The organism is Roseburia sp. AF02-12 (assembly GCF_003461765.1).
In the GTDB taxonomy this organism is placed as follows: domain Bacteria; phylum Bacillota; class Clostridia; order Lachnospirales; family Lachnospiraceae; genus Roseburia_C; species Roseburia_C amylophila.
Map to the genome: position 1 here is coordinate 101,073 of NZ_QTXS01000002.1, position 24,701 is coordinate 125,773.

The following is a 24,701-nucleotide window of genomic DNA, read 5'->3' on the forward strand; positions in this document are numbered from 1 at the left end:
TTTCATAAGAAAAGGCTATCTGGTTTTTCACTGCCTACTTAAGTTTTTCGCTCAATCAGCCGACATAATAAAATAGCAGGACATTTGATAAGACCGTGAAAATGGAGGAACTTCATGCGGATAGAACAGAATCAGAAAACAGATGCAAATGTTGTAATGATAGGAGCTGCCAGACAGGAAAATGTTGCAGATACAAAGAAAGATGCATCCATTGTAAGAATAGAAAAAGACAGAAAGGCAGATCGTCTGTTAGAGCAGCCGACTTATGGCAAGCCGGAAAAAGAGGAAAATGCCTTAGAGAAGATTAAGGAGCAGGCATCCAATCTGGACGCAACCCAGATGAAAAATGAGATGCTTTTTGCATCAGACCATACTACGGGAAAAGATGTAAAAGCAATGGAAGAGGATGGATTTTCCCTGACAGATACCGAGATTCCAACGGTAGTAACCGAGACCGATAAGATGAAGATGCGTCTGGCAAAATCAGGAGAGGACATCAGCTATTTCGGGGACGGACTCAGTGATGCCCAGATTGAAGCGATGGCAGGAAGCACTGCAATGGCACAGCATATAGAATCAGCCCTGAATACCGTAAATATCCCGGTGACGGAGAATAATGTAAAAGATATTACAGAGACTGCCAATATGATGGAAGAACTTCATACACCGGATGAAGGAAGCATGAAATATATGCTGGATAATGAGTTGCCGGTTACCACTGCAAATTTATATAAAGCAGAATTTTCCGGGAGTGCAACCTATGCCGGAATGCAGCAGATGACAGACCTTGATTATGATGCGTTAAAGCAGCAGATAGAAGCCGTAATATCCGAAAGCGGTATGGATGTCAATGAGCAGAATATGGCAGATGGCAGATGGCTCATTGAAAATGGTATTCCACTGACTGCAGAGAATTTAGAGAAGTTATCCACATTGCAGCAGTTACAGCTTCCGCTTGGTGAGGAAGAAATTGTAGCGGTATCGGCAGAGGCAATTTCCGATGGAATCCGTCCGCAGGATGTCGTACTTTCCGGAAATGATTTCAAGGATCAGGCGCAGGATGCATTGGACGTCATTACCAATGTAACGGATGAGGAACTTGCCTATGTGGTAAATTCCGGAGAACCGCTTACTATTGAGAATCTGAAAAAAGCTGCGGATGAGATAAAGAACAAGGACACAAAAGTTTCAGCGGCAGCGGATAAAACAGCTTATACGAAAAGCGGCTTAGACCTTCTGACTGCAAGAAGACAGTTAGAGGAAACCAGACTGAAAATGACCAGTGAAGCGAACCTTTCTTTACTGAAAAAAGGAATTTCCATTGATACCATGGAATTGTCCCAGCTGGTGGAAGAACTGAAAACACAGGAAAATGAATATTACAGCAGACTCCTTTCCGGGGATGGCATTGCACCAAAGGAAGCCGATGTGGCATTGTTCCGGAATGTCATGGACACATCTGAAGCATTAAAAGCGATGCCGGCATATGCCCTTGGAATCCATCCGGTAGATGAAACAACATTGCAGAGTCTTTATGAAGATGGAGCTGCCTTAAAGGATACCTTTGAAAAGGCAGGGGAACGATATGAGACCATGATGACAGCACCACGTCAGGACATGGGAGATTCCATTTCCAAGGCATTCCGCAATGTGGATGATATTTTAAAGGATTTAGACCTGGAAACAAGCTATGGAAATCAGCGTGCCGTCAGAATCTTAGCTTATAACCAGATGGAGCTGACACCGGAAAATATTGCGGAAATGAAAGCTGCGGATGAAGAAGTGCAGCGGGCATTTGACCATTTAAAACCGGCAGTTGTTCGTACCATGATAAAAGAAGGCATGAATCCACTGGATATGAGCTTTGAAGAGATAAATACCGTATCTGAGCAGATTCAGGAAGAACAGGGCATTACCGAAGAGGAAAAATTCAGTAAATACCTTTATAAATTAGAGCAGAATAAGGAAATCAGCGAAGAAGAACGAAGTGCTTATATCGGTGTATACCGGCTAATCCGTCAGGTAGAAAAGACAGACGGCGCAGCAATCGGAGCCTTGCTGCAGCAGGGCGGAGATATTACATTGCGTGGACTTCTGACCCAGGTTCGTTCCGCAAAGCATAGTGCCATGGATTATCAGGTAGATGATGATTTTGGAGGCGTACAGACCAAAGAAGGAGCCGGCATTTCCATTACGGAACAGATTGAGGGAGCGTACCAGAAGAATAGGCTTTCTGATGTGAAAGATGGACTGGTACCGGAGAAGATTGCACCATTTATGGAAGATGAAAAATGGCTTTCCATGACACCGGAAGAACTTGCAGATGCCATGAAAGAAGTGGAGCAGGAAGAGGAAACAGAGGCAGCTTACCGGAGGGAACAGGTACAGGAACTGTCCCGGGCAGCGGCGGCACCACAGGAAGTCTATGAGTGGTTAGAACAGCTTGATATGCCGGCAACCGTCAACCGGGTGCTTGCAGCGGCAGATTATATGAATAACCGGAATCAGGTATTTAACCGTCTGTTTAAGATGGCAGACCGGAGCGAAAATCTGTCAGAGGAACTGGAAAATATCAAAGAAAAAATATTTTCTGATTTTGCAGAGGCAGTTAAGACACCGAAGGAAATGGCAGAGGCTCAGCGGAAGCTGGCAGATACCGCAGAGAATGTCATGAAGACCATGATGATGTCGGAGGATAATCTTACAAGCCTTGATTTGCAGGAACTGAAAATGATGCATACCCAGATTGCATTGGGAAGTGCGGCAGCAAAGAAAGAAGAATATGCAGTTCCGGTGCTGGTACAGGGCGAGACCTGTAACGTTTCACTTAAGATTGTCCGTGGTGAAGAAAAGAAAGGTCTGGTGGATATTGTTTTTGAGACAGACCGGTTGGGAAGAGTGGCAGCGCAGCTTCGTGCCGGCAAGGAAAAGATTTCCGGTTATATTGCAGCAGAATCCAAAGAGACAACGGCATTATTTGAAAGCTATGCGAAAGAGTGGGAAAATCTTTTTGCACAGGAGCCGGGACAGGAAGTCAGCATCAGCTATATGACCGGAGAAATAAAGAAAGACGGAATCCGTCACAACACAGAAGCTTTTTCTAAAAATCCAGACAAGCCGGAAGAAAAAAATCCTTCGGATATGGAAATCCAGACAAAGACGCTTTATGGAATGGCAGAAAGTTTCCTAAAAGCGGTTAAGTCCTTAGAAAGGTAGTCCGATATACAATACATAAGACATGGAACGTCAATAGACCGCAAGGATGCGGGCATGAATGGAAGAAAGGAATTAAGATAAATGAAAGTAAACCATAACATGTCAGCGGTAATTACAAATAAACAGTTATTGCGTACAGAAAATAAAGTAACCGAGGCAATGGAGCGTCTGTCCTCCGGATTAAAGATTAATCATTCCAAAGATAATCCGGCAGGTATGGCAATTTCCAATAAATTAAATTTACAGATTGAAGGACTTGACCAGGCATCCCAGAATGCGTCTGATGGTATTTCCGTATTACAGACAACCGATGGAGCCTTAAATGAAGTGACTTCCCTGATACAGAGAATGCGTGAGCTTTCGGTACAGGCAGCCAGTGATTCCAATACACCGGATGATAAGAAAGCAATTCAGCAGGAAGTAGAAGAATTAAAGAAAGAAATTAACCGTGTCAGCAAGGATACCGAGTTCAATACCAAATCCTTACTGGATGGCAGCATCCAGCGAAGAGTATATGGAACTAACGCTACAAGAATGGCAGTATCCAGTAATGTAACCGCAGCAGATTATACCGTAACCATCAATCAGGCAGCTGAGACTGCAAAGAAGGATGCAGATACCGTTGCATTTAATGATATGACAGCAACAATCGGAGCGTCCGGTAAAATGAAAATTAACAGTTCATCCGTAGAAATAGAAGCAACCGATACCTATGAGCAGGTCTTTGAGAAAATCAGAACAGCCGGTGAGTTAGGCGAGACTACCGTAAAAGCAGATGGCGGTAAGCTTTCCTTTGAATCCACTGCATATGGCGAGACAGGCAAAGTAGAAATCACAATCAGCGATGCTGCGTTGGCAGCACAGCTTGGATTTAATTCCATGACACCGGCAGTATCTTACGGAACCAATGCTGAGGTAGATATTCATGCTGCAGGAAGCGGATTTTCAACCACTGCAACTGCAGCAGTCGATGGCAATAAAGTAACTATTACAGACCGTGATGGATTTGAAATGTCTTTTCTTACCAAGAGCGGACTTGCCGCAGGAAGTACTGCTAAATTAGAAGTGACCGACATTGGAACCATGGATCTTCAGGTAGGAGCCAATGAAAACCAGACCATTAAAGTAGATATTCCGGAGATTGATACCGAGACCTTATATCTGGATGATTTAGATGTAACAACTGTAACCGGAGCAGACCGGGCAATCGTTGCATTAGATAATGCACTGGCAAGAGTATCTTCCGTACGTTCTGCCATTGGAGCCTGTGAGAACCGTCTGGATTCTACTGTAGGAAGTCTTGATGAGACCAGCGAGGATATGACATCTGCACTTTCCCGTATTTCAGATGTAGATATGGCAGAGGAAATGACCAATTATACACAGCAGAATGTATTGTCCCAGGCAGCAATTTCCGTATTGTCCCAGGCAAATGACATTCCACAGCAGGTATTACAGTTACTTCAGTAATCAAAGGAGACTGTCATGGATAGTAGAACGAAGCAGGACTTTACCAGAAGGATTACCCAGAGTAACCGCAGTGAACTGGTAGTGGTTTTATATGATATCTGCTTTTCTTATCTTGATGAAGCAGAAAAAAATCTGAACGAAAAAGATTTTGATGTATACAAAGAAGACGTCCGGAAAGCTGATGCAGTGATTGGAGAACTTCAGGCGGCATTGAATTTTCAATATGAACTTTCCACACAGCTCTATCCGCTTTATTCCTATTGCAGAAGGGAGCTGATGTGTAGTATGTATCAACAGAGCGGTGACGGCATCGCCCATGCAAAAAGAGTTCTGAGCGGTTTGTATCAGGCCTTCTGCGAGGTCGCAAAGCAGGATACCTCAGAACCCTTAATGCACAATACCCAGCAGGTATATGCGGGTATGACGTATGGAAAAGAACAATTAAATGAAAATTTTCAGGAGTCAGATACTTCCAGAGGATTCTTCGCGTAAGAATCCTCTGTTTTTTGTTTTAAGCGGCGTAGCAGAAATTTATATTTCAGCTGCATGGCATTTACTTCATAAATATAGGCATCAATCAGATCCGGTTCTACAACATTCTGAAAATTCGCATATGCGAAGTCCAAATCATTCTTTGTCCGGTTTAAATCATCTAAAAGTAAGCGGTAGCCGGCATCCGGCGCAGGTGTGTTTTTTACAATTCCAAACAATACGATCCCCACTTTCTTTATGGAAAATAAATCCTCTTTTTACTAAGTATAATCAGAAAAATCCAATCTATACAAAAAAAGGAATATTTTTTTTGCAGAAAAATATGTTAATGGTAAGGAAATGGATACTTGAAAAGGATTTTAAGCAGTGTAATGAGTAAAGAAACAGGAATTATGGTGATTATAGGCATTTGTCTGCTGGTTTTGTTTATCGGAATCTTAAAACAGAGGGCAGACCTTGTCTTAAATTTTGTTGTCCGGATGGCAGCAGGAGCGGTGGCAATTGTCTTTTGCAACCAGCTGCTTTCGAAGAATGGCATAGACGTTATGGTGGGACTGAATCCATGGAGCCTTACAACGGTGGGACTGCTGGGAGCAGGAGGATTTACCCTGCTTTATGGAATTATGGCATATCGTCTGATGTAATATTTTGTGGAATGTGACGAAAGAAAAAACTTTCCCAATTCGACATGTACAAGGTCATGGGGACATCGTATAATGCGATTACAGCGAAGGGGGAAGGAATTATAACAATACTAGTGATAATTATGCTTGGACTGGCAGTTTGCTTTGACTTATGGAAGTCAAAAATACCGAACTGGCTGACGGGCATGGGGGTGATGACAGGATATGCAGCACATATCCGGGGAGAAGGAGAAAAGGGAATTATACTGGTAACAGTAATGATGTTAATTCCCGTGATTCTATTCTATTTATTATTCTTGATGCATGCAATGGGAGCCGGAGACATTAAGCTTTTTATGGCACTCTCCTGCATGACAGATTATTCTATTGTGCTTCACACAATTATTTTTTCCTTATGTTTGGCAGCAGTATACGGATTGTTCCGGCTGATAAGGCAGGGAACATTAATACAGCGTATATTGTATTTTAGAACTTATATGCAGAGCAGTCTGGTGAGAAAACAGTGGGTGCCTTATCGGGAGCAGTCCGGTATGGATGATTCCTGCATGCATCTGGCACCGGCGGTACTGGGCGGCTATTTACTGACATTGGGGGTGGTGTAATGAATCAGATATCAATTGCAATCTGCGATGCGGACAGTGCCTATGGAAATAAACTGGCAGAATATCTGCTGGAGACAGGAAATGTGGCAAAGGCGGAAGTATATACAGACTGGAACAGTGTGGAGGCAGATTTAAATGGAGAAAAAAGAGATATCTGGCTGATTAATTCAGGAATATTAAAAGAAGCGGAAAGCCTTCCTTTAAAGGAAGAAATGGTATGTCTGGCAGAAGAGCGGCTGGGAGCAAGAGAGGCAGCACTGCCACATATTTATAAGTATCAGTCTGCCAATGTCATCCTGCAGGAAATGTATGCATTACTGGCGGAGCATCCAACGGAAATCTGTCTGCGGGGAAGCAGGAAGGGTCATACCATAGGACTGCTGTCACCCTGGTATGACGGGCTGTCTTTATTGGCAGGACTGGCTGTGGCACAGGTTTTGGCAGAGAAGGGAAAGGTTTTATACATTAATACCAGAGGATATTGCGGCATGAAGCTGCCGGAAATGGAAGAAAGCCATAATTTATCCGATGTTCTGCTATCCCTCCGGCTTGGAAGTACCAATGGGGGTGCCAGTGTGATGAGCGGAATTACTACTGTGGGTGAACTTGGCATTATGGTTCCGGTAGAACAGGCAGTTTTATTGGGTGAAGTAAAAGCACAGGATTATCACAGGCTTTTAGAAATTATCTGGCAGGAATTGTCCTTTGATTATGTGATATTAGAGATACAGCCGGAGCTTGCTGATACGGGAAGAATTATCGAAGAGTGTGACAGGGTGTATGCATTTTTAAAGCAGGAATATGGAATGGATACGGTAGAGCAACAGCTTATGTCACAGGAAGTAAAAGGAAAGATTCAGATTATAAAGATTCCGGAACGATTGCAGACAGGTGAAAGATATGAAAATTCCGGTAATCCGGTTGCAGCAGCAGGCTATTTCAAAGAGTGGATAGCACAGGAAATAGAAAGAGAAGAAGACAATGAAAAAGAAATGCCTTAGGAAAGAAGTAGATAAGGAAATGGATAAGAAAGTACATAAGTAAATGAGTAAGAAGATGTATGGGGGAAAGGCATTCAGATGGAGACAAAGGAGAATTTAAAGGAACGCTTGAAGCATCAGGTAATGGAACGGATGGACATTTCAAGAACCATGGAAGATGAAGAAATCTTAGAACTGGTGCAAAAGACTTTGGAAGAAGACAGCCATAGAATGCCTATGAGTATTTCCATGCGGCAGAATATGATTCGGGAAATCTTTCATTCCCTGCGGAGGCTGGATATTTTGCAGGAGCTTATTGAGGATGCTGACATTACAGAAATTATGGTAAATGGGACCAAAGGAATCTTTTATGAAAAGGCAGGGAGGCTTTATCAGTGGGATAAACACTTTACATCAGAAGAAAAGCTTCAGGATGTCATACAGCAGATTGCAGGAGGCAGTAACCGTATGGTAAATGAATTACATCCTATTGTAGATACCAGACTGCCGGATGGCTCCCGGGTAAATATTGTCTTAAAACCTATTGCCATAGATGGAACAGCGTTGTCCATCCGCCGTTTTCCCAAAGAGCCTGTCCGGATGCAGACACTGATAGAATGGGGTTCTATTTCAAGGGAAGTGGCAGATTTTTTAAAGCATCTGGTGTGTGCCGGCTATAACATTTTTGTATCAGGAGGAACAGGAAGCGGTAAGACTACATTTCTAAATGCTTTGTCGGAATTTATTCCAAAGGAAGAACGTGTGGTTACCATTGAGGACTCAGCGGAGCTGCAGCTGCTTGGGCTACCCAATCTGGTGCGTCTGGAGAGCCGGGATATCAAGCTTCCGGGAGCAGAGGAGATTACCATCCGGGATTTGATAAAAAGTGCACTTCGTATGCGCCCAAACCGGATTATCGTCGGGGAATGCCGTGGGGCAGAAGCACTGGATGTCCTGCAGGCAATGAATACCGGACACTCCGGCAGCCTGAGTACCGGACATGCCAATTCGGCAATGGATATGGTAAGCCGCCTTGAGACGATGGTGCTGATGGGAATGGATATGCCGCTGGCAGCAATCCAGAGTCAGATAGCATCGGCCATTGATATTATCATACAACTTGGCAGAATTCGGGATGGCAGCAGAAAATTGCTGCAGGTTGTGGAAGTGAAGGGGGTAGAAAATGGCAAGGTATGTTTACACGAGCTCTTCCGGTTCCGGGAGAAAAAAGAACAGGGAAGCATCGGCGGAATCTGGGAGAAGAAAGGAGAACTTCTCTATCAGGAAAAATTACAGGCTGCCGGATTATCGTCAATATCATTTTAAGAAAAGACAGTTTTTATTATATGTTGGAGAATTTCTGCTGCTGGATATTCTGATAGGCTGGCTGTTTTATCAGTCCACTCTGGCAATTCTTGCAGGATTTGGTTTATGTCCAGTATTTCTTCGAAACAAAAGGAATTCTGCTAAGATACAGCGCCAGAATGATTTAAAGCTTCAGTTTAAGGATGCACTGCTATCGGCAGCAGGAGCAATGCGGGCAGGATATTCCATTGAAAATGCGTGGCGGGAAGCAAAAAAAGATGTGATACAGCAGTATGGCATGGAAAGTGATATGGCGGTGGAAATGCGCCAGATGATACACCAAATGGACTGTAATGTGCCATTGGAGCAGCTGTTAGAGGATTTTGCAGAGCGGAGCCGGATAGAGGATGTAGAGCAGTTTGCGGGAATTTTTTCTTATGCCAAGCGGAGCGGCGGGGATTTTACTGCAATTATGGGAAATACAGTTCGGCAGATGGCAGACCGGATGGAATTGCAGGAAACCATAGAGACAGCATTGACAGCAAGGAAGATGGAACAGAAGGTAATGAATGTAATTCCCTTATTTATACTGGCATTTGTCAATGTGACATCGGGAAGCTTTTTGGAAGCATTGTATGGGAATGTGGCGGGGGTGCTGATTATGACAGGGTGTCTTATTCTCTATGGACTGGCATATCTTTGGTCAGAGAAAATCGTAAGACGTATTGGAGAAAGTATATGTTAAAGCAAAAGAAAAAGCTGGCAATTCTGGTACTTTTGGCAGCAGTTTTACTGGGAATTGCAGCGGAGTGGATGCAAAAGCAGGACTCTCATTTTAAGGAGAACCGTTTAATAAGAAATGAACCGGGGGAAGGAGACTATCAGGAATCCTTAAATTATATAGAAGAAGATAGTGGGGAAAAAGGGCAGATTGTATTAAATCTGCAGGAACGCACTTTAACAGCAGAGGAATGGAAAGAGTTATTGCCGGAGGCAGAAAAAGAAGCAGAAGAAGTATTTCGAAACGGGCAGCAGGCAGACCATGTCAGTGGACAGGTGGTTTTATGCGAACGTGTTAAAAATGGTCTCATTTCTGTGGAATGGAAGCTGGAACCGGATATCTGGATTGATTTACAGGGAAATATAGAGGAAGAAAATCTTTTGCCGGGACAGGTGGTGAATGCTACCGCAATTTTATCGAATGGAAAAAATCAGGCAGAGTATTCCTTTCCTATCTGTCTTTATCCTTCAGAAAATCAGAATGAAACCAATCTGGGGAAAAAGATAGAACAATATCTTTACAATCAAAATGCAGAAGAAAAAGAAGTGGAGCTGCCACAGAATATGGATGGTGTAGCACTTCGCTGGGAAGAAGAAACCGAGAAGCCGTTGGTTATTTTTCTCTTCCTGGGGATATTTGCAGCAGTAGTGATTCTATGGAGTGGGAAAAAGGAACAGCAGGATGCAAAAAAACGTTGGGAAGAGGAATTGGTAAAAGATTATCCGGAAATGGTTAGTCGATTGGGATTATTATTAGAAGCCGGTATGTCATTGCGTCAGGCGTGGAAGAAGCTGACAGATACATATGAGAGTAAACGGAAGGAACAAAGACTGCCAAAACGTGCCGGTTACGAGGAAATGCTGCTTACCAGAAGAGAATTAGAGGATGGAATGGGGGAAAGCCTGGCATATGAGCGGTTTGGAGAACGATGCGGACTGGCATCCTATCGCAGGTTTGCATCTATTCTGACACAGAATCTCAAGAAGGGAACGGTAGGAATCGGCAGAATTCTTGCAAAAGAATCAGAGGATGCATTTTCCCAGCGAAAGACTATGGCGCAGCGACTGGGAGAGGAAGCAGGAACAAAATTATTGTTTCCTATGCTAATGATGATGGTGGTGATTATGGTCATTCTTGTTGTGCCTGCATGTATGACCATGCACATATAAGTTACCAGGCAGCCGTAAGAAGCTGTCAGTGGCAGGTTTCGGCTGTAAGCAGATAACAGGTAACTAAAACAATATGTAACTAAAACAATAGGTAAATAAAGGAGGAAGGAACATGAAAGGTGTAGTAAATGTAAAACGGACAAATCCAATGAACGTTGTAAAAAGAATAAAAGGAAGTCTGACCCGGTTTTTAAAAGAGGAAGATGGGGTAGGTGTTGTGGAAGTGGTTCTGATTCTGGTGGTTCTGATTGGACTGATTGTTATTTTTAAATCAAAACTGACGGTTCTTTTAAACAGTATCTTTTCGACAATTACCCAGCGGACCGGTTCTTTGTAGAAAATGGAAAGAACAAGGGAAAAAGGGAGTATTACATTGTTCTTAAGCCTTGCATTGACGATGATTTTAAGTCTGGTATTTACTCTGCTGGAATCTGCACGCCTCTATGGATTAGAGGCGCAGAGCAAAATGGAAACGGAACTTTTGCTGGAATCCAAAATGGCAGAGTATGATACCGCGCTTTTTGAGCAGTATCATCTCTATTTCCTGGAGGCAGGCAGGAAAGGAGAGCCGGAACTTAGTAGTCTGGAACAGTCATTGCAGGAACTTGGAGAAGAGAACCTTAAGGCGAAGCCGGGATTCTTAAAAATGTCATATACCAATCTTTATGAGATGCAGTTAGAGAACTGCTATATTACGAATTATACGATGGCAACCGATGATGCGGGAACTGAATTTCGAAGGCAGGCAGCAGATTATGTAAAGCGTACCATGGGAATTGCGGCCATTGAAAAATTATATGAAAAGGCAACAGAAGCAAAGGAACTGACGGAAGACAATAAAGACATCGAGAAGAAGTTCGAAGCTGCTATTCAGGAGACCGATACACAGAGTGGGCTGGAAAGAAACACAAAACGGAATGCCGCAAATCAGAAGAATGAGAATCCACTGGATTATGTAAAAGAACTTAAGAATAAAAGTATCCTGTCACTGGTGGTAGAAGATGTATCAGCGGTATCGACACAGACCATTGATTTATCCGATGATATTGCAAAGAGAACCTGTTTTACAGGAAATGGGCAGGCACAGCAGGAGGATATGACAACGGGACTTTTCTTCCGGGAATATTTACTGAAGCAGTTTAGTGATTACCGAAATCAGAGTGAGTCGGAAGTGTTGCAATATGAGATGGAATATCTCATTGCAGGGAAAGATTCTGATGTGGCAAACCTTGCTGGCGTTGCAGAACGCATGCTGGCGATTCGTGAGGTGGCAAACTATATTTATTTGAAAGGGGATGCCGAGAAAACGGCATTGGCGAATACCATAGCGCTTGTAACTGCGGGCTGGACAGCTAATCCGGCGGTAGTCAAGGTGGTAGAAGAAGGAATTCTTGTGGCATGGGCATTTTCAGAAAGCATAAAAGATGTAAAAACGCTTTTAAAGGGTGGCAAGGTTCCTTTTTTAAAAGGAAAGGCCGAGTGGACATTAGACGTTGGAGCATTGTCGGAATCCTTTGCAAAAGAAGAGAAAAGTAAGACCAGTGAAAGTGGTTTAAGTTATGGGGATTATTTAAGAATTTTATTATATCTTACCGGACAGGAGAAGCTTACCTATCGGGCAATGAATCTGATGGAGCAGAATGTCAGGCTGCTGCCGGACCGGGAGAATTTTCGGATGGACTGCATGATTGGTAGTATGGAAATACAGTGCAGTTATCTGTCAAAATCATTGTTCTTCGGGTGGTTTGGAAGTGGCGAAAGCTTCAAAGGAGATTATCATTTTCAGGAAAAAAATTCATTTTCCTATGTTTATTAACAAAAGAAGAAAGGGGGTGCATAAAGGTGTCTCTTCTCAGAATTCAAATAAAAAATCAATATAAAAAAACTCTCTCTAACCCAGATAATACAAATCTATTGTATAGCAATTCTACAAACAGAAAAGAGACACCTTTATGTGCCTCCACAACGGCGTCTATGACAATAGAAGCAGCTATCGCATTGCCACTGTTTGTAATCTGTATACTATCGGTAATCTTTCTTTTCCGGGTATTGGAATTACAGCAGGATGTGGAATATGCCTTGCAATATGCCGCCAGAAAAAGTGCCATTCATGCACATATGACACATGAAAGCGGGCTGGAATCTGTTGTGCCAATTGCAGAAGCAAAAATCCTGTTTCAAAGAAAATTAGAAGAACTGAAAGCACCGGTAATTTATGTGGAAGGGGAAGAAAAGGGGTTCTCTTTTTGGCGTTCTGAATTAATGGGAAATGATATTGATTTATGTGTATCTTATCGGATTGAAAATCCATTGCAGTTATTGGGACTATTTTCTTATGACATGGATCAGCGGGCAAAAGTGCATAAATGGATTGGTTATACAGGCAGTGGAAATGAAGATGGAACTTATGTCTATATTACAGAGACAGGGAAATCCTATCACTGGTTTTCGGACTGTACCTATTTGGATTTGAGCATTCTGGCGGTGCCGGAAGAGACGGTATCCGGATTACGGAATGATTCCGGAGCGAAATATAAAGATTGCGAAAAATGCCGCATAGGAAAGAAAGATACCAAAACAGTATTTGTAACAGAATATGGAGAGGCAGTGCACAATAGTCTTTCCTGCAGTGGGTTAAAGCGTACCGTATACCGTATTTTGCTGGAAGAAGCGGGAAATCATTCGCCCTGTGGAAAATGTGAAAAGAGAAAAGCTTCCTGAGGAAATAAATGTATCAGAAAAATATGAGAAGAAAGAAACGGCAGATAGCAGGTTATAAGCAGTAAGTAGCAGATAGAAAATAACGAATAACAAGGAGATAAGGGGATGATGACAATATGTTCTGTACTTGGAATGTTGGGGATATGTTCCATCGAAGATATCCGAAAAAAAGAAATACAAAGCATAAGAGTATTGTGTTTTGGCATTGGTGGGATTTTGCTGCATCTCTGGCAGAGAAACCAGTCATTATACAGCATGTTAGGAGGGATTGCCGTCGGGGCAGCAGTTATTATTCTGTCATTGGTGTCTGGTGGAATTATTGGAATTGGCGATGGACTGGTACTTTGTGTAGCGGGAATTTACATTGGAGGAATCAATACCATGCGTCTACTTCTGACAGGACTTTTCCTGTCCTCTTTGTATGCACTGGTATTGCTGTTCATGCACAGAAAAAGACGAAAAGACACCATTCCTTTTATTCCGTTTCTGCTGGCGGCATATCTTATTCTGTTGATTTTATAAGACAATGGAAAAAGAAATGTTATCTGCCGGCTTCTTATACCATAGAGGCAGCAGTTATAGTGCCAATGATATTGGCAATATTCTGTACCCTGATTGTAGTCAGCTACGAACTGCATGACAGGGTAAAGGTGGCAGCGGAAGAAAGCAGCAAGAACAAAATAGAATGTATGGAGGAAATTTATATTGGAGATATGTTATAAGAGAAATCTGAATCAGAGTTATATGTTTATTACATCAGATCCCGCGTATTCCGGATATCAGATTCATATGTGCCGACAGAATCATATTCATAATTTATTGCAGTTTGAACCGGTAGTTTCAGAAGGGGAGACACAGTTTCGATATGAAATTACCGGAAAACGTTCTTTGGATCATGTTTTGGAGAGCAGTGATTTTGCCATAGATATGTTTGCAAAAATGTTAGAAACTTTATTGGGAATCTGTCAGGAAATCCGGCCATATCTTTTGGAGGAAGAGGGAATTCTATTAGACCCGGAGAGTATTTATCTTGAGAATGGAACCAAGAAGTTCTACTTCACCTATTGCCCCGGCAGACAGGAACCTGTTACAGAAGGATTCCGAAAGCTGATGGAGTATCTTCTGGCAAAGATTAATCATGAAGATGAACAGATGGTTCTTGCATCTTATGAGGCATATCAGAAATCAACAGAAGAAGGATTTTCTTTGGGTGAAATCCTAAGGATATTATATCAGTACCGGCAGCAGGATGTAGAGGATTATGTACCGGTCCGACAGAAATCTGTTTCATCTAAAAAGGTAGAGGCATTGCAGAAGGGCATTATGCCATGGGAGCAGGAAAAGAAAGATGCAGCTGTGGAGGAAAAGCCAACTGCAAAGAAAAAGAAGGGGTATTGGAAAAAATATGAGATAGATACAATTGAAAAGGATGATGAATATTATAAGAAGGATGCTCAAAGCCGTGGCTGGAATATGGCAATGGAAGAAAAATTGCAGGAATGCATTGCTGCAATCAGCCGGATTCCGGCATTCTTAACAGGAAAGATAAATCATGAGAAGGAGGAGGAACCAATCGTGTGTACACCTATGGATTACAAAGAAATGCAGGAGGAAAATCCGACCGTTTATCTTGGAACGGAGCGGGCTCCGGAAGGAGTTCTGCGTTATGATGGAAAAGAGGATATTTCGAATATCCGGATGGAGTATTTCCCTTTTATCATAGGAAGCAGTGAGCAGGCAGATGGAAATGTATGTATACAGGGAGTCAGCCGCATGCATGCCCGCATTACCAGAGAGAAAGAGGATTATTATGTGGAAGATTTAAATTCCATGAACGGAACATGGCTCAATGGGAAAATGCTGGCATACCGGGAGAAGGAGCAGTTATGCATGAATGATGTGATTCAGCTGGGACGTGAGAGGTTTACATTTCTTTAAGAAAAAGGTTATATTTCCTTCGTTGACAGTGCCTTTTGAAAGTGTTATTGTCAGATTCATAAAAGACTGGAAGAAGGATAAGTTATATTGATTCAGAAAATAGATGCATGTTTAAAAGAGCGGGGATATTCCTTTATCAAAGTGTCGCCGGAAGAGGTTGGGGTATACTATAGATTTACAGAAGGAAGGGCACAGGTGGTTGCTGGAATCTTTATGCATCCGGGATTTGTACTGGAAACAGAAAAATTGCAGGCAATTCAGAAAAAACTGCAGGAGCTGTTTCTTCATCCGGAAGGAAGGATTCCGGGCTGTGAACAGAATATGGCAATCTATCAGGTGGAGTTACTGACGTTACTGGTTGCAGATGATATAGGACAGGCACGTATGCTCGGTGGCAGCTGTCGGAATGTCTGGCTTATTAATGAGCAGACAGGGCAGCTTATGATTTTTGAAAACCAGCCGGGAGATTTCTATGGATTAAGAGATGCATTACAGGAACAGATATCCGGTGGTGGAAGGCAAAGAGGTTATGTTTCACAGGGGTATGCACAGACGGATAATTACCGTAGAACAGAAAAGAAGCGAGATCTTACTTTGTGGCAGAGGATAAAGCAGTATCCGTCCTGGTGTAACGCCGGCATTGTTTTGATAAATATCATAGTATTTCTGTCATTGAGCGTACTTGGCGATACGGAATCTGCAGCTTTTATGGAACAACATGGAGCAGTATTTCTGCCGGATGTATTTGGACAGGGAGAATGGTGGAGACTGTTTACGGCCATGTTTTTACATTTTGGACTGGCACATCTTGCAAATAATATGATTGTATTATTCTGGACTGGAGACAGACTGGAACGTCTGATAGGAAAGTGGCGCTATCTTATCATTTATTTTGGCGCAGGATTGTGCGGTAATCTGCTTTCACTTCTGGTAACACAGGGCAAAGGAACCCTGACGGTGTCAGCAGGTGCCTCAGGTGCCATTTTTGGTGTATTTGGAGCTTTACTCTGGGTAATAATTGCCAACAGAGGAAGGGTAGAAGAACTGAATATCAGAGGAATTGTAATTATGATTGCATTGAGCCTATATTATGGATTTACCAGTACCGGAGTGGACAACTGGTGTCATGTAGGCGGACTGATTGGCGGATTTTTCCTGTCACTGCTTCTATATCGCAGAAAGGATTGATTTTATTCCGGAAAATTTATATACTGTTGATATATGATTGAATGAAGTAAGATGAAAAACTTAAGATACGGAGGCAGAAATGAAAGTAAATATATATTACGGTGGTAGAGGACTTCTGGATGATCCTACTTTATATGTAATCGGGAAAATGGAAGAAGTTTTAAAAGAGCTTCGTGTCAGTGTGGAACGATATAATATATACGAGCACAAGAATAGCATCTCTACGTTGCCACAGACCTTAAAGGATGCAGATGGAATCATTCTGGCAACGACAGTAGAGTGGCTTGGAATCGGTGGTTATATGCAGCAGTTTTTGGATTCCTGCTGGCTTTACGGAGACAAGGAAAAGATTAAGACAACCTATATGCAGCCAATTGTTATGTCAACCACGTATGGAGAACGTGAAGGGGAACTGACATTGTCCAATGCATGGGAAATTTTAGGCGGTCTGCCGTGCAGTGGAATGTGTGGCTATGTAGATGATCTGGTAAGCTTTGAAATGAATCATGACTATTCCCTGATTATTGAGAAAAAAGCAGAAAATCTTTATCGTACAATTTCTCAGAAACAGAAGAGTCTGCCGACTTCTAATCAGGCGGTAACCAGAACCATCCTGCGGACACAGCAGATGGATTTAACACCACAGGAGAGTGAGCAGTTATCACAGTACGTGGCAGATGATTCTTATGTAAAGAAACAGAAAGAAGATATTGAAGAATTAGCGTCCATGTTTAAGGATAAGTTAAGTGTACAGCAGAATGACACGCAGACAGAATATATTACAGAATTAGAAAGCCATTTTGTGCCACAGGGGGATTTCACGGCGAACTATCTCTTTATAATTGAAGAGAAAAAGAAACCATTGGTAGTCGAAGTAGCAGGAGAAGAGTTAAACTGCTATTATGGACAACAGGAAAATGTAGATGTATATGCGAAACTTACGGGAGAAGTCATGAATAATATTTTAGCTGGCAGAATGACATTCCAGAGAGCATTTATGACCGGTGAGATGACGGCAAAAGGAAACTTTAAGACACTGCGTACCTTAGATCAGATTTTTATTTTTGAATAGAAAGAAGGAGTAACCATGAAAGACGATAATTGTATTTTTTGTAAACTGGCAGCAGGCGATATTCCGACAAATACCGTATATGAGGATGATACATTCCGTGTCATTATGGATGCCAATCCTGCAACAAAGGGACATTCCTTAATTATTCCCAAAGACCACTTTGCAAATCTTTATGAAATGGATGAGGAAGTAGCAGCAAAAGCAATGAAGCTTGCTAAGAAAATGGCAGTTCATATGAAAGAAAAATTAAACTGTGATGGATTCAATTTACTTCAGAACAATGAAGAGACTGCAGGACAGACAGTATTTCATTTCCATATGCATCTGATTCCAAGATACAAGGGAGACAAGAATGATGATATTTTAAAATATACTCCATTAGAGCTTTCTGATGATGAAATGAAAGAAATTCTGGATATGATAAAAGTAAAATAAAAAGAAAAAATAAAGGTGTAAAGTCTTATATAGAATCAGGACTTTACACCTTTTGCACTTATGCTTTCTTCTTCTTTTTCTCACTGGCTTCTTCAATGAGCTTAAGAATAGTATGAATAGAATCTAACTGCTGGCTGGACTTCATATTAGAAATATAAGTCTCCTTTTCTGTCATGACTTTCTTAATGGCAGCATCTAAGGTTTCTTTGGTCAGATTCTCTTCTTCAATTACATAGCTATACCCTTGTTTTTCAAAAGAGCGGGCATTTAAAATCTGGTCACCACGGCTTGCAGCAGCAGACAGTGGAATCAGAATATTTGGCTTGTGAAGAGCAAGTAATTCACAGATTGCATTTGCACCGGCACGGGAAATGACAAGAGAGCTTAAAGCAAACATATCCCGAAGTTCTTTCCCGGCATATTCAAACTGGACATAGCCGGAACGGTTGTTATATAATTTATCTATATTTCCTTTCCCACAGAGATGGATAATCTGATAGTTGGCAAGCAGGTCATCTAAGAGACCACGTACCGCATCATTAATAAATTTGGAACCGCTGCTTCCACCGACTACTAAGATAACCGGTTTATCCATGGTAAAACCACAAAGTCTGGCAGCCTGTTCTTTGTCGCCGCTTAAAAGTTCCTGGCGGATTGGAGAACCGGTAAGAACTGCCTTATCCTTTGGAAGATAGTCTACAGTTTCCGGGAAATTACAGCAGACCTTGCAGGCTGCCGGAATTGCAATTTTATTAGCAAGACCAGGTGTCATATCAGATTCATGAATAATAGCAGGAATACGGAGGCGTTTCGCTGCGAGAACGACAGGAACGGAAACGAATCCACCTTTCGAAAAGACAACGTCCGGTTTGATTTTTCTTAAAAGAGATACAGACTGTGCGTAGCCTTTGATCACACGGAACGGATCTGTGAGATTACGGAGATCCTTATAACGACGGAGTTTTCCTGAGGAAATTCCATAATAAGGAATGTTCTGCTCTTCAATTAACTGTTTTTCCATGCCGGCATAGGAACCGATATAAGAGATTTCATAACCAGCCTCTTTTAAAGCAGGAAAAAGAGCAATGTTTGGAGTTACATGACCGGCGGTACCACCGCCTGTTAAAACGATTTTTTTCATGAAAAGAATCCTTTCTTTAATATCAGATTACTTATAATGTAAAATGATTTGCTGAATAATATATTATACTCTTGGTAAAAAAAGTCAACTCTATTTAAAACCTTATACAATCGTAAAAATACCAGAAAATAAAGCGGGGGGTATGTGAAAATGAAAGCATTGTATTATCGGTACTTATTTGAAAATGTGGAAAATGGAATGATTCAGGCAGGCAGTATCTATAACGAGGAGAATGACTGCAGTGTGAATTATGTATACTTATCCGGAAATCCTACGAACAGTAACATAAACGACGGTGTAAGCAGCAAAGACAGCAGCAGAACAAATGATATAACAGGCATCGGTATCTTGGACAAAAGAACCATTAGAAGACTGGCCGGTGCACCGATAGATCTTGTGGTAGTAGGAGAATATACGAGGGACTGTCTTGGTATATTGTATGCACTATTGCAAAATACGACGATTCAGACGGTGATTATGCCTTATGTAGCACCGATTCACCGTATGCTGGTGGAGCAGTGGATATCGGAGGAACAGGATATGGAAGAGAAGGCATTACCGGAACAATGGATATTGGGGCCGGAAATGTCACCGGAAAAACTATTAGAATTTTCCTGCCTCATCCGGCATCCTTACCATGCATTAAAGAATATGGGGGTGGAAAATGTCTATTTATTATATGGAAATTGTCCGCCCTGTTCCCTGGACGCAGTGCAGAATGCCAGAAAAGGAAATTATTTCGAACTGGCAGATGCAGAGGATTTAGAAACGATAAAGATTATGGAACGGGAATACATTCCGGTGGTCAAGGCCGGATGCATCATTAAAAATAAGTGGGTATTTTATTTTTCTGCATATGGAATGAATGTAATGGAACTATATCAGTTTACCAGAAGATATTATACGAAAGAAGGCTATGACAGGGCACTTCGTCATCCGGAAAATACACAGTATCAGGCGGGAATGCAACGGTTATTAGAGGCATATAAGAAGACTTACGGTTTGGAAGCATTTGCAGCAGTTATTATGTATGCAGGTCCGGGTCAGGTAAAAGAAAGCGGAAGTAAAATCAATGGTGCCATGTATGAACAGTCTTTTGGCAGAGAAAATCATTGTTCTCCGTATCTGGATGCCGGCAGAACGGTATGCATGTTAAAATGTATCCAGCGAAATGATTATGGAATGCTCCGGAACCAGTTTACCAGGGAGAGCAGAACCCTTCGAATGGGCGTACTGTTTTTGGGAAATATTGATATGCACAAAAATATGGAAGAGATTTTAAAACGTTATCGGGGCTATGGAAAGACGGTACGGATTGTATCGATTCCCGGCAATGACGATGTGTCAAAATGGAATCCGGAATTTCCGTGGAAATTTGAAGGAGAAGGTATCCGTTATTGGGTTGGAAATATCAATGAGCGAATGGATACGAAGATACTAAAAGATATTCTGCTGGCTGGGTCCTATAACCGGATTATCAGCGTAAATGAAGAATATGGCTGCTGCCTTTCCGGCTATATGTTGGATGGGGAAGAATATCAGCAGCTTTTGTAGAAGACCGCAGAAACAAAGGGAAAAATGGAAAAAGATGCGGCGAAAACACGGCGTTGTCCTCTTTTCAAATGGAATGTTCCTTTTTATAATAGAAAGAAAAAGGAAAAGAGGTTATAAGAATGGGAGCTTTCATGAATTTGGTGTATGAATATGCAAATTACATAATTCTGGCAGGAATGCTCTTACAAATGATAATAATTCTACAGGTTCTGGTTAAAGTGAACCGGACAGGCCGCAGATTGCAAATGATACAGGGAAAAGTAGAAGATTATCTGAATGTCATATTAACTGAAGACAGTGGAAAAGAAGAACCATTGGTATCGAGACAGGAAGAACTGATGCGGGATTCTATTGAAAAGAAGAGAAAACAGCAGGAAGAAGCGGTATTTAATGCTGTTTTGAAGGAAATTTTTCCTTGATAAATGTATATAGGTTTGATAAAATAAACTCTAATGAAATTTTATTCATAATTAGGGAATTGTGTATAGAAAAAACAAAGGAGTGAATTTGAAATGAGTAAAGTAACATTTGATTACTCAAAGGCAGCTTCCTTCATCAGTGAAGAAGAAGTTGGCTATATGAGCAAACTTGTAGACAATGCAAAAAAAGAGTTATTGGATAAAAACGGAGCCGGAAATGATTTCTTGGGCTGGCTGGATCTTCCGGTAGATTATGATAAGGAAGAGTTCGCAAGAATTCAGAAAGCAGCAGCTAAGATTCAGTCTGATTCTGAAGTGTTAGTAGTAATCGGAATCGGTGGTTCTTACCTTGGTGCAAGAGCCGCAATCGAATTCTTAAGACATGGATTCTATAATAATGTTTCTAAGGATGTTCGTAAGACTCCTGAGATTTATTATGCAGGAAACAGCATCAGCGGAAGCTACTTACAGGGACTGCTTGATGTAGTAGGAGACCGTGATTTCTCCGTAAATATTATTTCTAAATCAGGAACAACAACTGAGCCTGCAATCGCTTTCCGTATCTTCAAAGAGAAGTTAGAGAAGAAATATGGTAAAGAAGAAGCTGCAAAGAGAATTTATGCAACCACAGATAAAGCAAAGGGAGCATTAAAACATCTTGCAGATGAAGAAGGATATGAGACATTTGTAGTACCGGATGATGTCGGAGGCCGCTTCTCTGTACTTACCGCTGTAGGACTTCTTCCAATCGCAGTAAGTGGTGCAGATATCCAGAAATTAATGGATGGAGCTGCAGAAGGAAGAAAACTTGCTTTAGAGCAGGATTTCGCAGAGAACGATGCATTACAGTATGCAGCAGTTCGTAACATTTTATTAAGAAAAGGCAAAGCAGTAGAAATTCTTTGCAACTACGAGCCAAGTCTTCATTATGTATCTGAATGGTGGAAACAGTTATTTGGAGAGAGTGAAGGAAAAGACCAGAAGGGTATCTTCCCGGCATCTGTAGATTTAACAACAGACTTACATTCTATGGGACAGTTCATTCAGGATGGTTCCAGAATTATGTTTGAGACTGTTATGAACGTTGAGACTCCGAAGCACAATATTACAATTCAGGAAGAACCGGTTGACTTAGACGGATTAAATTATCTTGCTGGAAAAGATATGGACTTTGTAAATAAGAGTGCAATGAACGGAACCATTCTTGCACATACCGATGGTCAGGTTCCAAACTTCATGGTAAAGATTCCAGAGCAGAACGAATTCTACTTAGGAGAATTATTCTACTTCTTCGAGTTTGCATGTGGTGTCAGCGGATACCTGCTTGGAGTAAATCCATTTAACCAGCCAGGTGTAGAAAGCTACAAGAAGAACATGTTCGCATTACTTGGAAAACCAGGTTATGAAGAAGCAAGAGAAGCATTAATGAAACGTTTATAAAAACTGCTGAAGCAGGGTAAGATAAAATCATTTAAATTTGAATCAGTCCTTGCATTAAAGAAAAAAAGAACTCCATCCGATTGGATATCCAGCCGGGTGGAGTTCTTTCTTTGCTTTACAGAAAATTGCTTTCCAGTAAAGCAAAAAACGCTCCGCGAGGATGTGCACTGCGGCGTATAAGGTAGATGTCGCAAGCGACCGCCGCAGGCACGAGAATGTGCCAAGGCACATTCTTATGCATATTATAAAGTAAATGAATTCATATTTTCTTCCAGGATGGAAGCAATCTCTTTCAGACGATTTGCATTTTCCATGATTTCCTGCATAACATTGCTGACTTCCATAACGGAAGCGGAAGTTTCTTCGGTACTTGCTGCATTCTGCTGGGCAATTGCGGTAAGATTCTGTACGACATCCACAACATCTCCACGGGCTTTATCAAGCTGTGTTGTTCTGGTGGCAATCTCGCCTACGCCACTGATAGAAGAACTGATTCCATCACGAACCTGTTCGAATACCTGACCGGTCTTATGTACGTTTTCGCTCTGCAGGTTCATAATAGTTTTAACCTCATCCATGGTCTTAACTGCTTTTTCAGAATCTTCAATCAAAGCATGGATAATCTGGTCAATCTGGTTTGCAGATTCATTGGACTGGTCAGCCAGTTTCTGAATCTGCGATGCAACAACGGCAAATCCACGTCCTGCCTCACCGGCACGGGCAGCTTCGATAGAAGCATTTAAGGAAAGCAGGTTTGTTTCTTCTGCGATGGAAGAAATCAAAGTTGTAGCCTCTTTAATCTTCAGGGCAGAGATATTAGTTATATTGGTCTGTTCATAAATAACATCAATAGAAGCAATTGCCTGCTGGTTGATGTTGTCCAGTTCTTTCAGGGTGGCAGCAGCTTCCTCGCTGGATTCACGCATCAGGTTAGCAGTGCTTGTAAGATTTTCAACCTGACTGTTGGTATGTTCAATCATGTTACCCATATTAACGATATCATCGGTAGCTTTCTGGGTTTCGGAAGCCTGGTTGGTAGCTCCGGTAGCAATTTCATTTACTGCGGTTTCAACATTTCCTACGGTTGATGTTGTGTGGGATGCATTGGTATCCAGTTCAGTAGATGCATTGTAAAGCAGTTCACTCTGGGACTTAATCTGTGAAACAATTGTAACTAACTTTTCACGTAAATCTCCGATAGCTCTTGCCATCTGCCCGGTTTCATCCTTACGTTTGCTGATGCGGATAGTAGTCGGGCTTTCTGCAAAGTTCAGGGAAGAGAAACGTTTGATAACATTGGTAATCTCTACAATCGGACGGGTCATTTTACTTGCAATAAGGAAAGAAATGATTCCCAGTACAATAAAGATAATAATAGCGGCACCACCGGCGCGGGCATAAATTGCATCCTTAGCACTTAAAATATCTCCACGGTCAGCAGTAATGACCAAAATAGCTGCTTTATTGGAAGTAACATAGTAAGCCGCATATTTTTCAGCACCTCTGAATTCATAGATTGCCATACCATCCTGCTGTTCTTTACCTGCTTCCAAATCAGCTACCACCTGTTTAATTGCGGGATTTTCTACAGGTTGTCCGACTTTGCTTTCATCCGGATGATAAATCATGGTTCCATCTGAACCAACCACATAGGCGTAACTGGAATCCAGATCATTGATGCGGACATCACCGATCAGAGTTTCAAGATATGCCTGATTTAAAATAATGTTACCGCTCCGGTTCAGGGCAGCATCAACATTTAAACCGCAGGTATCACAGACATCACGCATATAGCTTTCTGCCAGAGTGGAAATTGCATTATCAGCAACCGGTATAATCATAATCAGAAGAGAAGCAACACTGATGATAATACTCAGCAGAACTAACTGTACAACATTAAAGCGCATGGAGTGAAGTCCGGACTTTTTCTCCTTCTTTTCCTTAGGCACTTTTGGTGCTTTTGGCACTTTCTGTGCTTTTGCAGGCTTTGGAGCCTTTACTGGATTCTGCTTCAAAGCAGAATCTTTTTGCTTACGTTCCTTCATAAAAATACATCCTCCTTGATAACCATTACGAAAAAAGACGAAATCTTTTCTTGTGATTTTGCGTAATTATTATTAGGAAATTATACCAT

Annotated in this window: 24 protein-coding genes; 21 read left to right on the forward strand and 3 right to left on the reverse strand. The window is 41.7% G+C overall.

What is annotated here, in order from left to right:
* The first annotated feature begins 114 nt into the window (after positions 1-114).
* The 3 genes from DV740_RS09980 to DV740_RS09990 all read left to right on the forward strand — a co-directional run bounded on the left by DV740_RS09980 (position 115) and on the right by DV740_RS09990 (position 5,178).
* Complete coding sequence (locus DV740_RS09980; RefSeq protein WP_118088011.1) at positions 115-3,216, forward strand: DUF6240 domain-containing protein; 3,102 nt, start codon at positions 115-117, stop codon at positions 3,214-3,216.
* Positions 3,217-3,297: 81 nt separating this feature from the next.
* The gene (locus tag DV740_RS09985; protein WP_117841879.1) at positions 3,298-4,686 is read left to right on the forward strand and encodes a flagellin N-terminal helical domain-containing protein; all 1,389 of its coding nucleotides are present in this window, start codon (positions 3,298-3,300) and stop codon (positions 4,684-4,686) included.
* 15 nt (positions 4,687-4,701) lie between these two features.
* A complete protein-coding gene (locus DV740_RS09990; protein ID WP_118088012.1) occupies positions 4,702-5,178 on the forward strand; it encodes a flagellar export chaperone FliS in 477 nt (158 codons plus the stop codon).
* On the opposite strand, the gene DV740_RS09995 is transcribed toward DV740_RS09990, so the two are convergent.
* The gene (locus DV740_RS09995; RefSeq protein WP_227700759.1) at positions 5,142-5,396 is read right to left on the reverse strand and encodes a YaaL family protein; all 255 of its coding nucleotides are present in this window, start codon (positions 5,394-5,396) and stop codon (positions 5,142-5,144) included. The two genes, DV740_RS09990 and DV740_RS09995, sit on opposite strands and share 37 nt — an antisense overlap.
* Positions 5,397-5,549: 153 nt before the next feature.
* Between DV740_RS09995 and DV740_RS10000 the strand changes: the two genes are divergently transcribed.
* From DV740_RS10000 to DV740_RS10065, 15 genes are all read left to right on the forward strand, one after another.
* Complete coding sequence (locus tag DV740_RS10000; protein ID WP_117698791.1) at positions 5,550-5,822, forward strand: pro-sigmaK processing inhibitor BofA family protein; 273 nt, start codon at positions 5,550-5,552, stop codon at positions 5,820-5,822.
* A gap of 56 nt (positions 5,823-5,878) precedes the next feature.
* Positions 5,879-6,424: an A24 family peptidase gene (locus DV740_RS10005; RefSeq protein WP_158552112.1), complete on the forward strand. Its 546-nt coding sequence runs from the start codon at positions 5,879-5,881 to the stop codon at positions 6,422-6,424.
* A complete protein-coding gene (locus tag DV740_RS10010; RefSeq protein ID WP_117698787.1) occupies positions 6,424-7,425 on the forward strand; it encodes a hypothetical protein in 1,002 nt (333 codons plus the stop codon). Before DV740_RS10005 ends, DV740_RS10010 begins: the two co-directional genes overlap by 1 nt.
* 78 nt (positions 7,426-7,503) lie before the next feature.
* Positions 7,504-8,730: a CpaF family protein gene (locus DV740_RS10015; protein ID WP_118088013.1), complete on the forward strand. Its 1,227-nt coding sequence runs from the start codon at positions 7,504-7,506 to the stop codon at positions 8,728-8,730.
* Positions 8,731-8,938: 208 nt separating this feature from the next.
* Complete coding sequence (locus tag DV740_RS10020; RefSeq protein WP_022242871.1) at positions 8,939-9,454, forward strand: type II secretion system F family protein; 516 nt, start codon at positions 8,939-8,941, stop codon at positions 9,452-9,454.
* Complete coding sequence (locus tag DV740_RS10025) at positions 9,448-10,659, forward strand: type II secretion system F family protein (RefSeq protein ID WP_118088014.1); 1,212 nt, start codon at positions 9,448-9,450, stop codon at positions 10,657-10,659. The genes DV740_RS10020 and DV740_RS10025 overlap by 7 nt, the downstream gene beginning before the upstream one ends.
* Positions 10,660-10,771: 112 nt before the next feature.
* The gene (locus tag DV740_RS10030; protein WP_022242873.1) at positions 10,772-10,996 is read left to right on the forward strand and encodes a Flp1 family type IVb pilin; all 225 of its coding nucleotides are present in this window, start codon (positions 10,772-10,774) and stop codon (positions 10,994-10,996) included.
* Between the two features lie 36 nt (positions 10,997-11,032).
* Positions 11,033-12,475 carry a DUF5702 domain-containing protein gene (locus tag DV740_RS10035; protein WP_118088015.1) on the forward strand — a complete coding sequence of 481 codons (1,443 nt, stop codon included), beginning with the start codon at positions 11,033-11,035 and terminating at the stop codon, positions 12,473-12,475.
* A gap of 158 nt (positions 12,476-12,633) precedes the next feature.
* Positions 12,634-13,380, forward strand: a complete 747-nt coding sequence (locus DV740_RS10040) for a TadE family protein (protein ID WP_118088016.1) — start codon at positions 12,634-12,636, stop codon at positions 13,378-13,380.
* A gap of 105 nt (positions 13,381-13,485) precedes the next feature.
* Positions 13,486-13,902 (forward strand): prepilin peptidase, encoded by a 417-nt coding sequence (locus tag DV740_RS10045; protein ID WP_118057607.1) that lies wholly within the window; start codon positions 13,486-13,488, stop codon positions 13,900-13,902.
* 65 nt (positions 13,903-13,967) lie between these two features.
* Positions 13,968-14,102 (forward strand): hypothetical protein, encoded by a 135-nt coding sequence (locus tag DV740_RS15200; protein WP_256385589.1) that lies wholly within the window; start codon positions 13,968-13,970, stop codon positions 14,100-14,102.
* Positions 14,086-15,318: a DUF6382 domain-containing protein gene (locus DV740_RS10050; RefSeq protein ID WP_117698111.1), complete on the forward strand. Its 1,233-nt coding sequence runs from the start codon at positions 14,086-14,088 to the stop codon at positions 15,316-15,318. The genes DV740_RS15200 and DV740_RS10050 overlap by 17 nt, the downstream gene beginning before the upstream one ends.
* An 87-nt stretch (positions 15,319-15,405) precedes the next feature.
* Positions 15,406-16,506: a rhomboid family intramembrane serine protease gene (locus tag DV740_RS15080; protein WP_242994291.1), complete on the forward strand. Its 1,101-nt coding sequence runs from the start codon at positions 15,406-15,408 to the stop codon at positions 16,504-16,506.
* Positions 16,507-16,585: 79 nt separating this feature from the next.
* Entirely contained in the window at positions 16,586-17,578 is a 993-nt protein-coding gene (locus DV740_RS10060) for an SCP2 sterol-binding domain-containing protein (protein WP_118088017.1), read from the forward strand.
* Positions 17,579-17,593: 15 nt separating this feature from the next.
* A complete protein-coding gene (locus DV740_RS10065) occupies positions 17,594-18,013 on the forward strand; it encodes an HIT family protein (RefSeq protein WP_022242880.1) in 420 nt (139 codons plus the stop codon).
* A 58-nt stretch (positions 18,014-18,071) separates the two neighbouring features.
* Here the strand turns inward: DV740_RS10065 and DV740_RS10070 are convergent, their stop codons facing one another.
* A complete protein-coding gene (locus DV740_RS10070; protein ID WP_117947307.1) occupies positions 18,072-19,154 on the reverse strand; it encodes an undecaprenyldiphospho-muramoylpentapeptide beta-N-acetylglucosaminyltransferase in 1,083 nt (360 codons plus the stop codon).
* Between the two features lie 150 nt (positions 19,155-19,304).
* Between DV740_RS10070 and DV740_RS10075 the strand changes: the two genes are divergently transcribed.
* The 3 genes from DV740_RS10075 (at position 19,305) to DV740_RS10085 (ending at position 22,567) form a co-directional block, all read left to right on the forward strand.
* A complete protein-coding gene (locus DV740_RS10075) occupies positions 19,305-20,708 on the forward strand; it encodes a hypothetical protein (protein WP_118088018.1) in 1,404 nt (467 codons plus the stop codon).
* A gap of 188 nt (positions 20,709-20,896) precedes the next feature.
* The gene (locus DV740_RS10080; RefSeq protein WP_158561555.1) at positions 20,897-21,127 is read left to right on the forward strand and encodes a hypothetical protein; all 231 of its coding nucleotides are present in this window, start codon (positions 20,897-20,899) and stop codon (positions 21,125-21,127) included.
* 93 nt (positions 21,128-21,220) lie between these two features.
* Positions 21,221-22,567 (forward strand): glucose-6-phosphate isomerase, encoded by a 1,347-nt coding sequence (locus DV740_RS10085; protein WP_022242884.1) that lies wholly within the window; start codon positions 21,221-21,223, stop codon positions 22,565-22,567.
* A gap of 242 nt (positions 22,568-22,809) precedes the next feature.
* Here DV740_RS10085 and DV740_RS10090 read toward each other — a convergent pair whose 3' ends face one another.
* Positions 22,810-24,612: a methyl-accepting chemotaxis protein gene (locus DV740_RS10090; RefSeq protein ID WP_022242885.1), complete on the reverse strand. Its 1,803-nt coding sequence runs from the start codon at positions 24,610-24,612 to the stop codon at positions 22,810-22,812.
* Positions 24,613-24,701 lie beyond the last annotated feature (89 nt).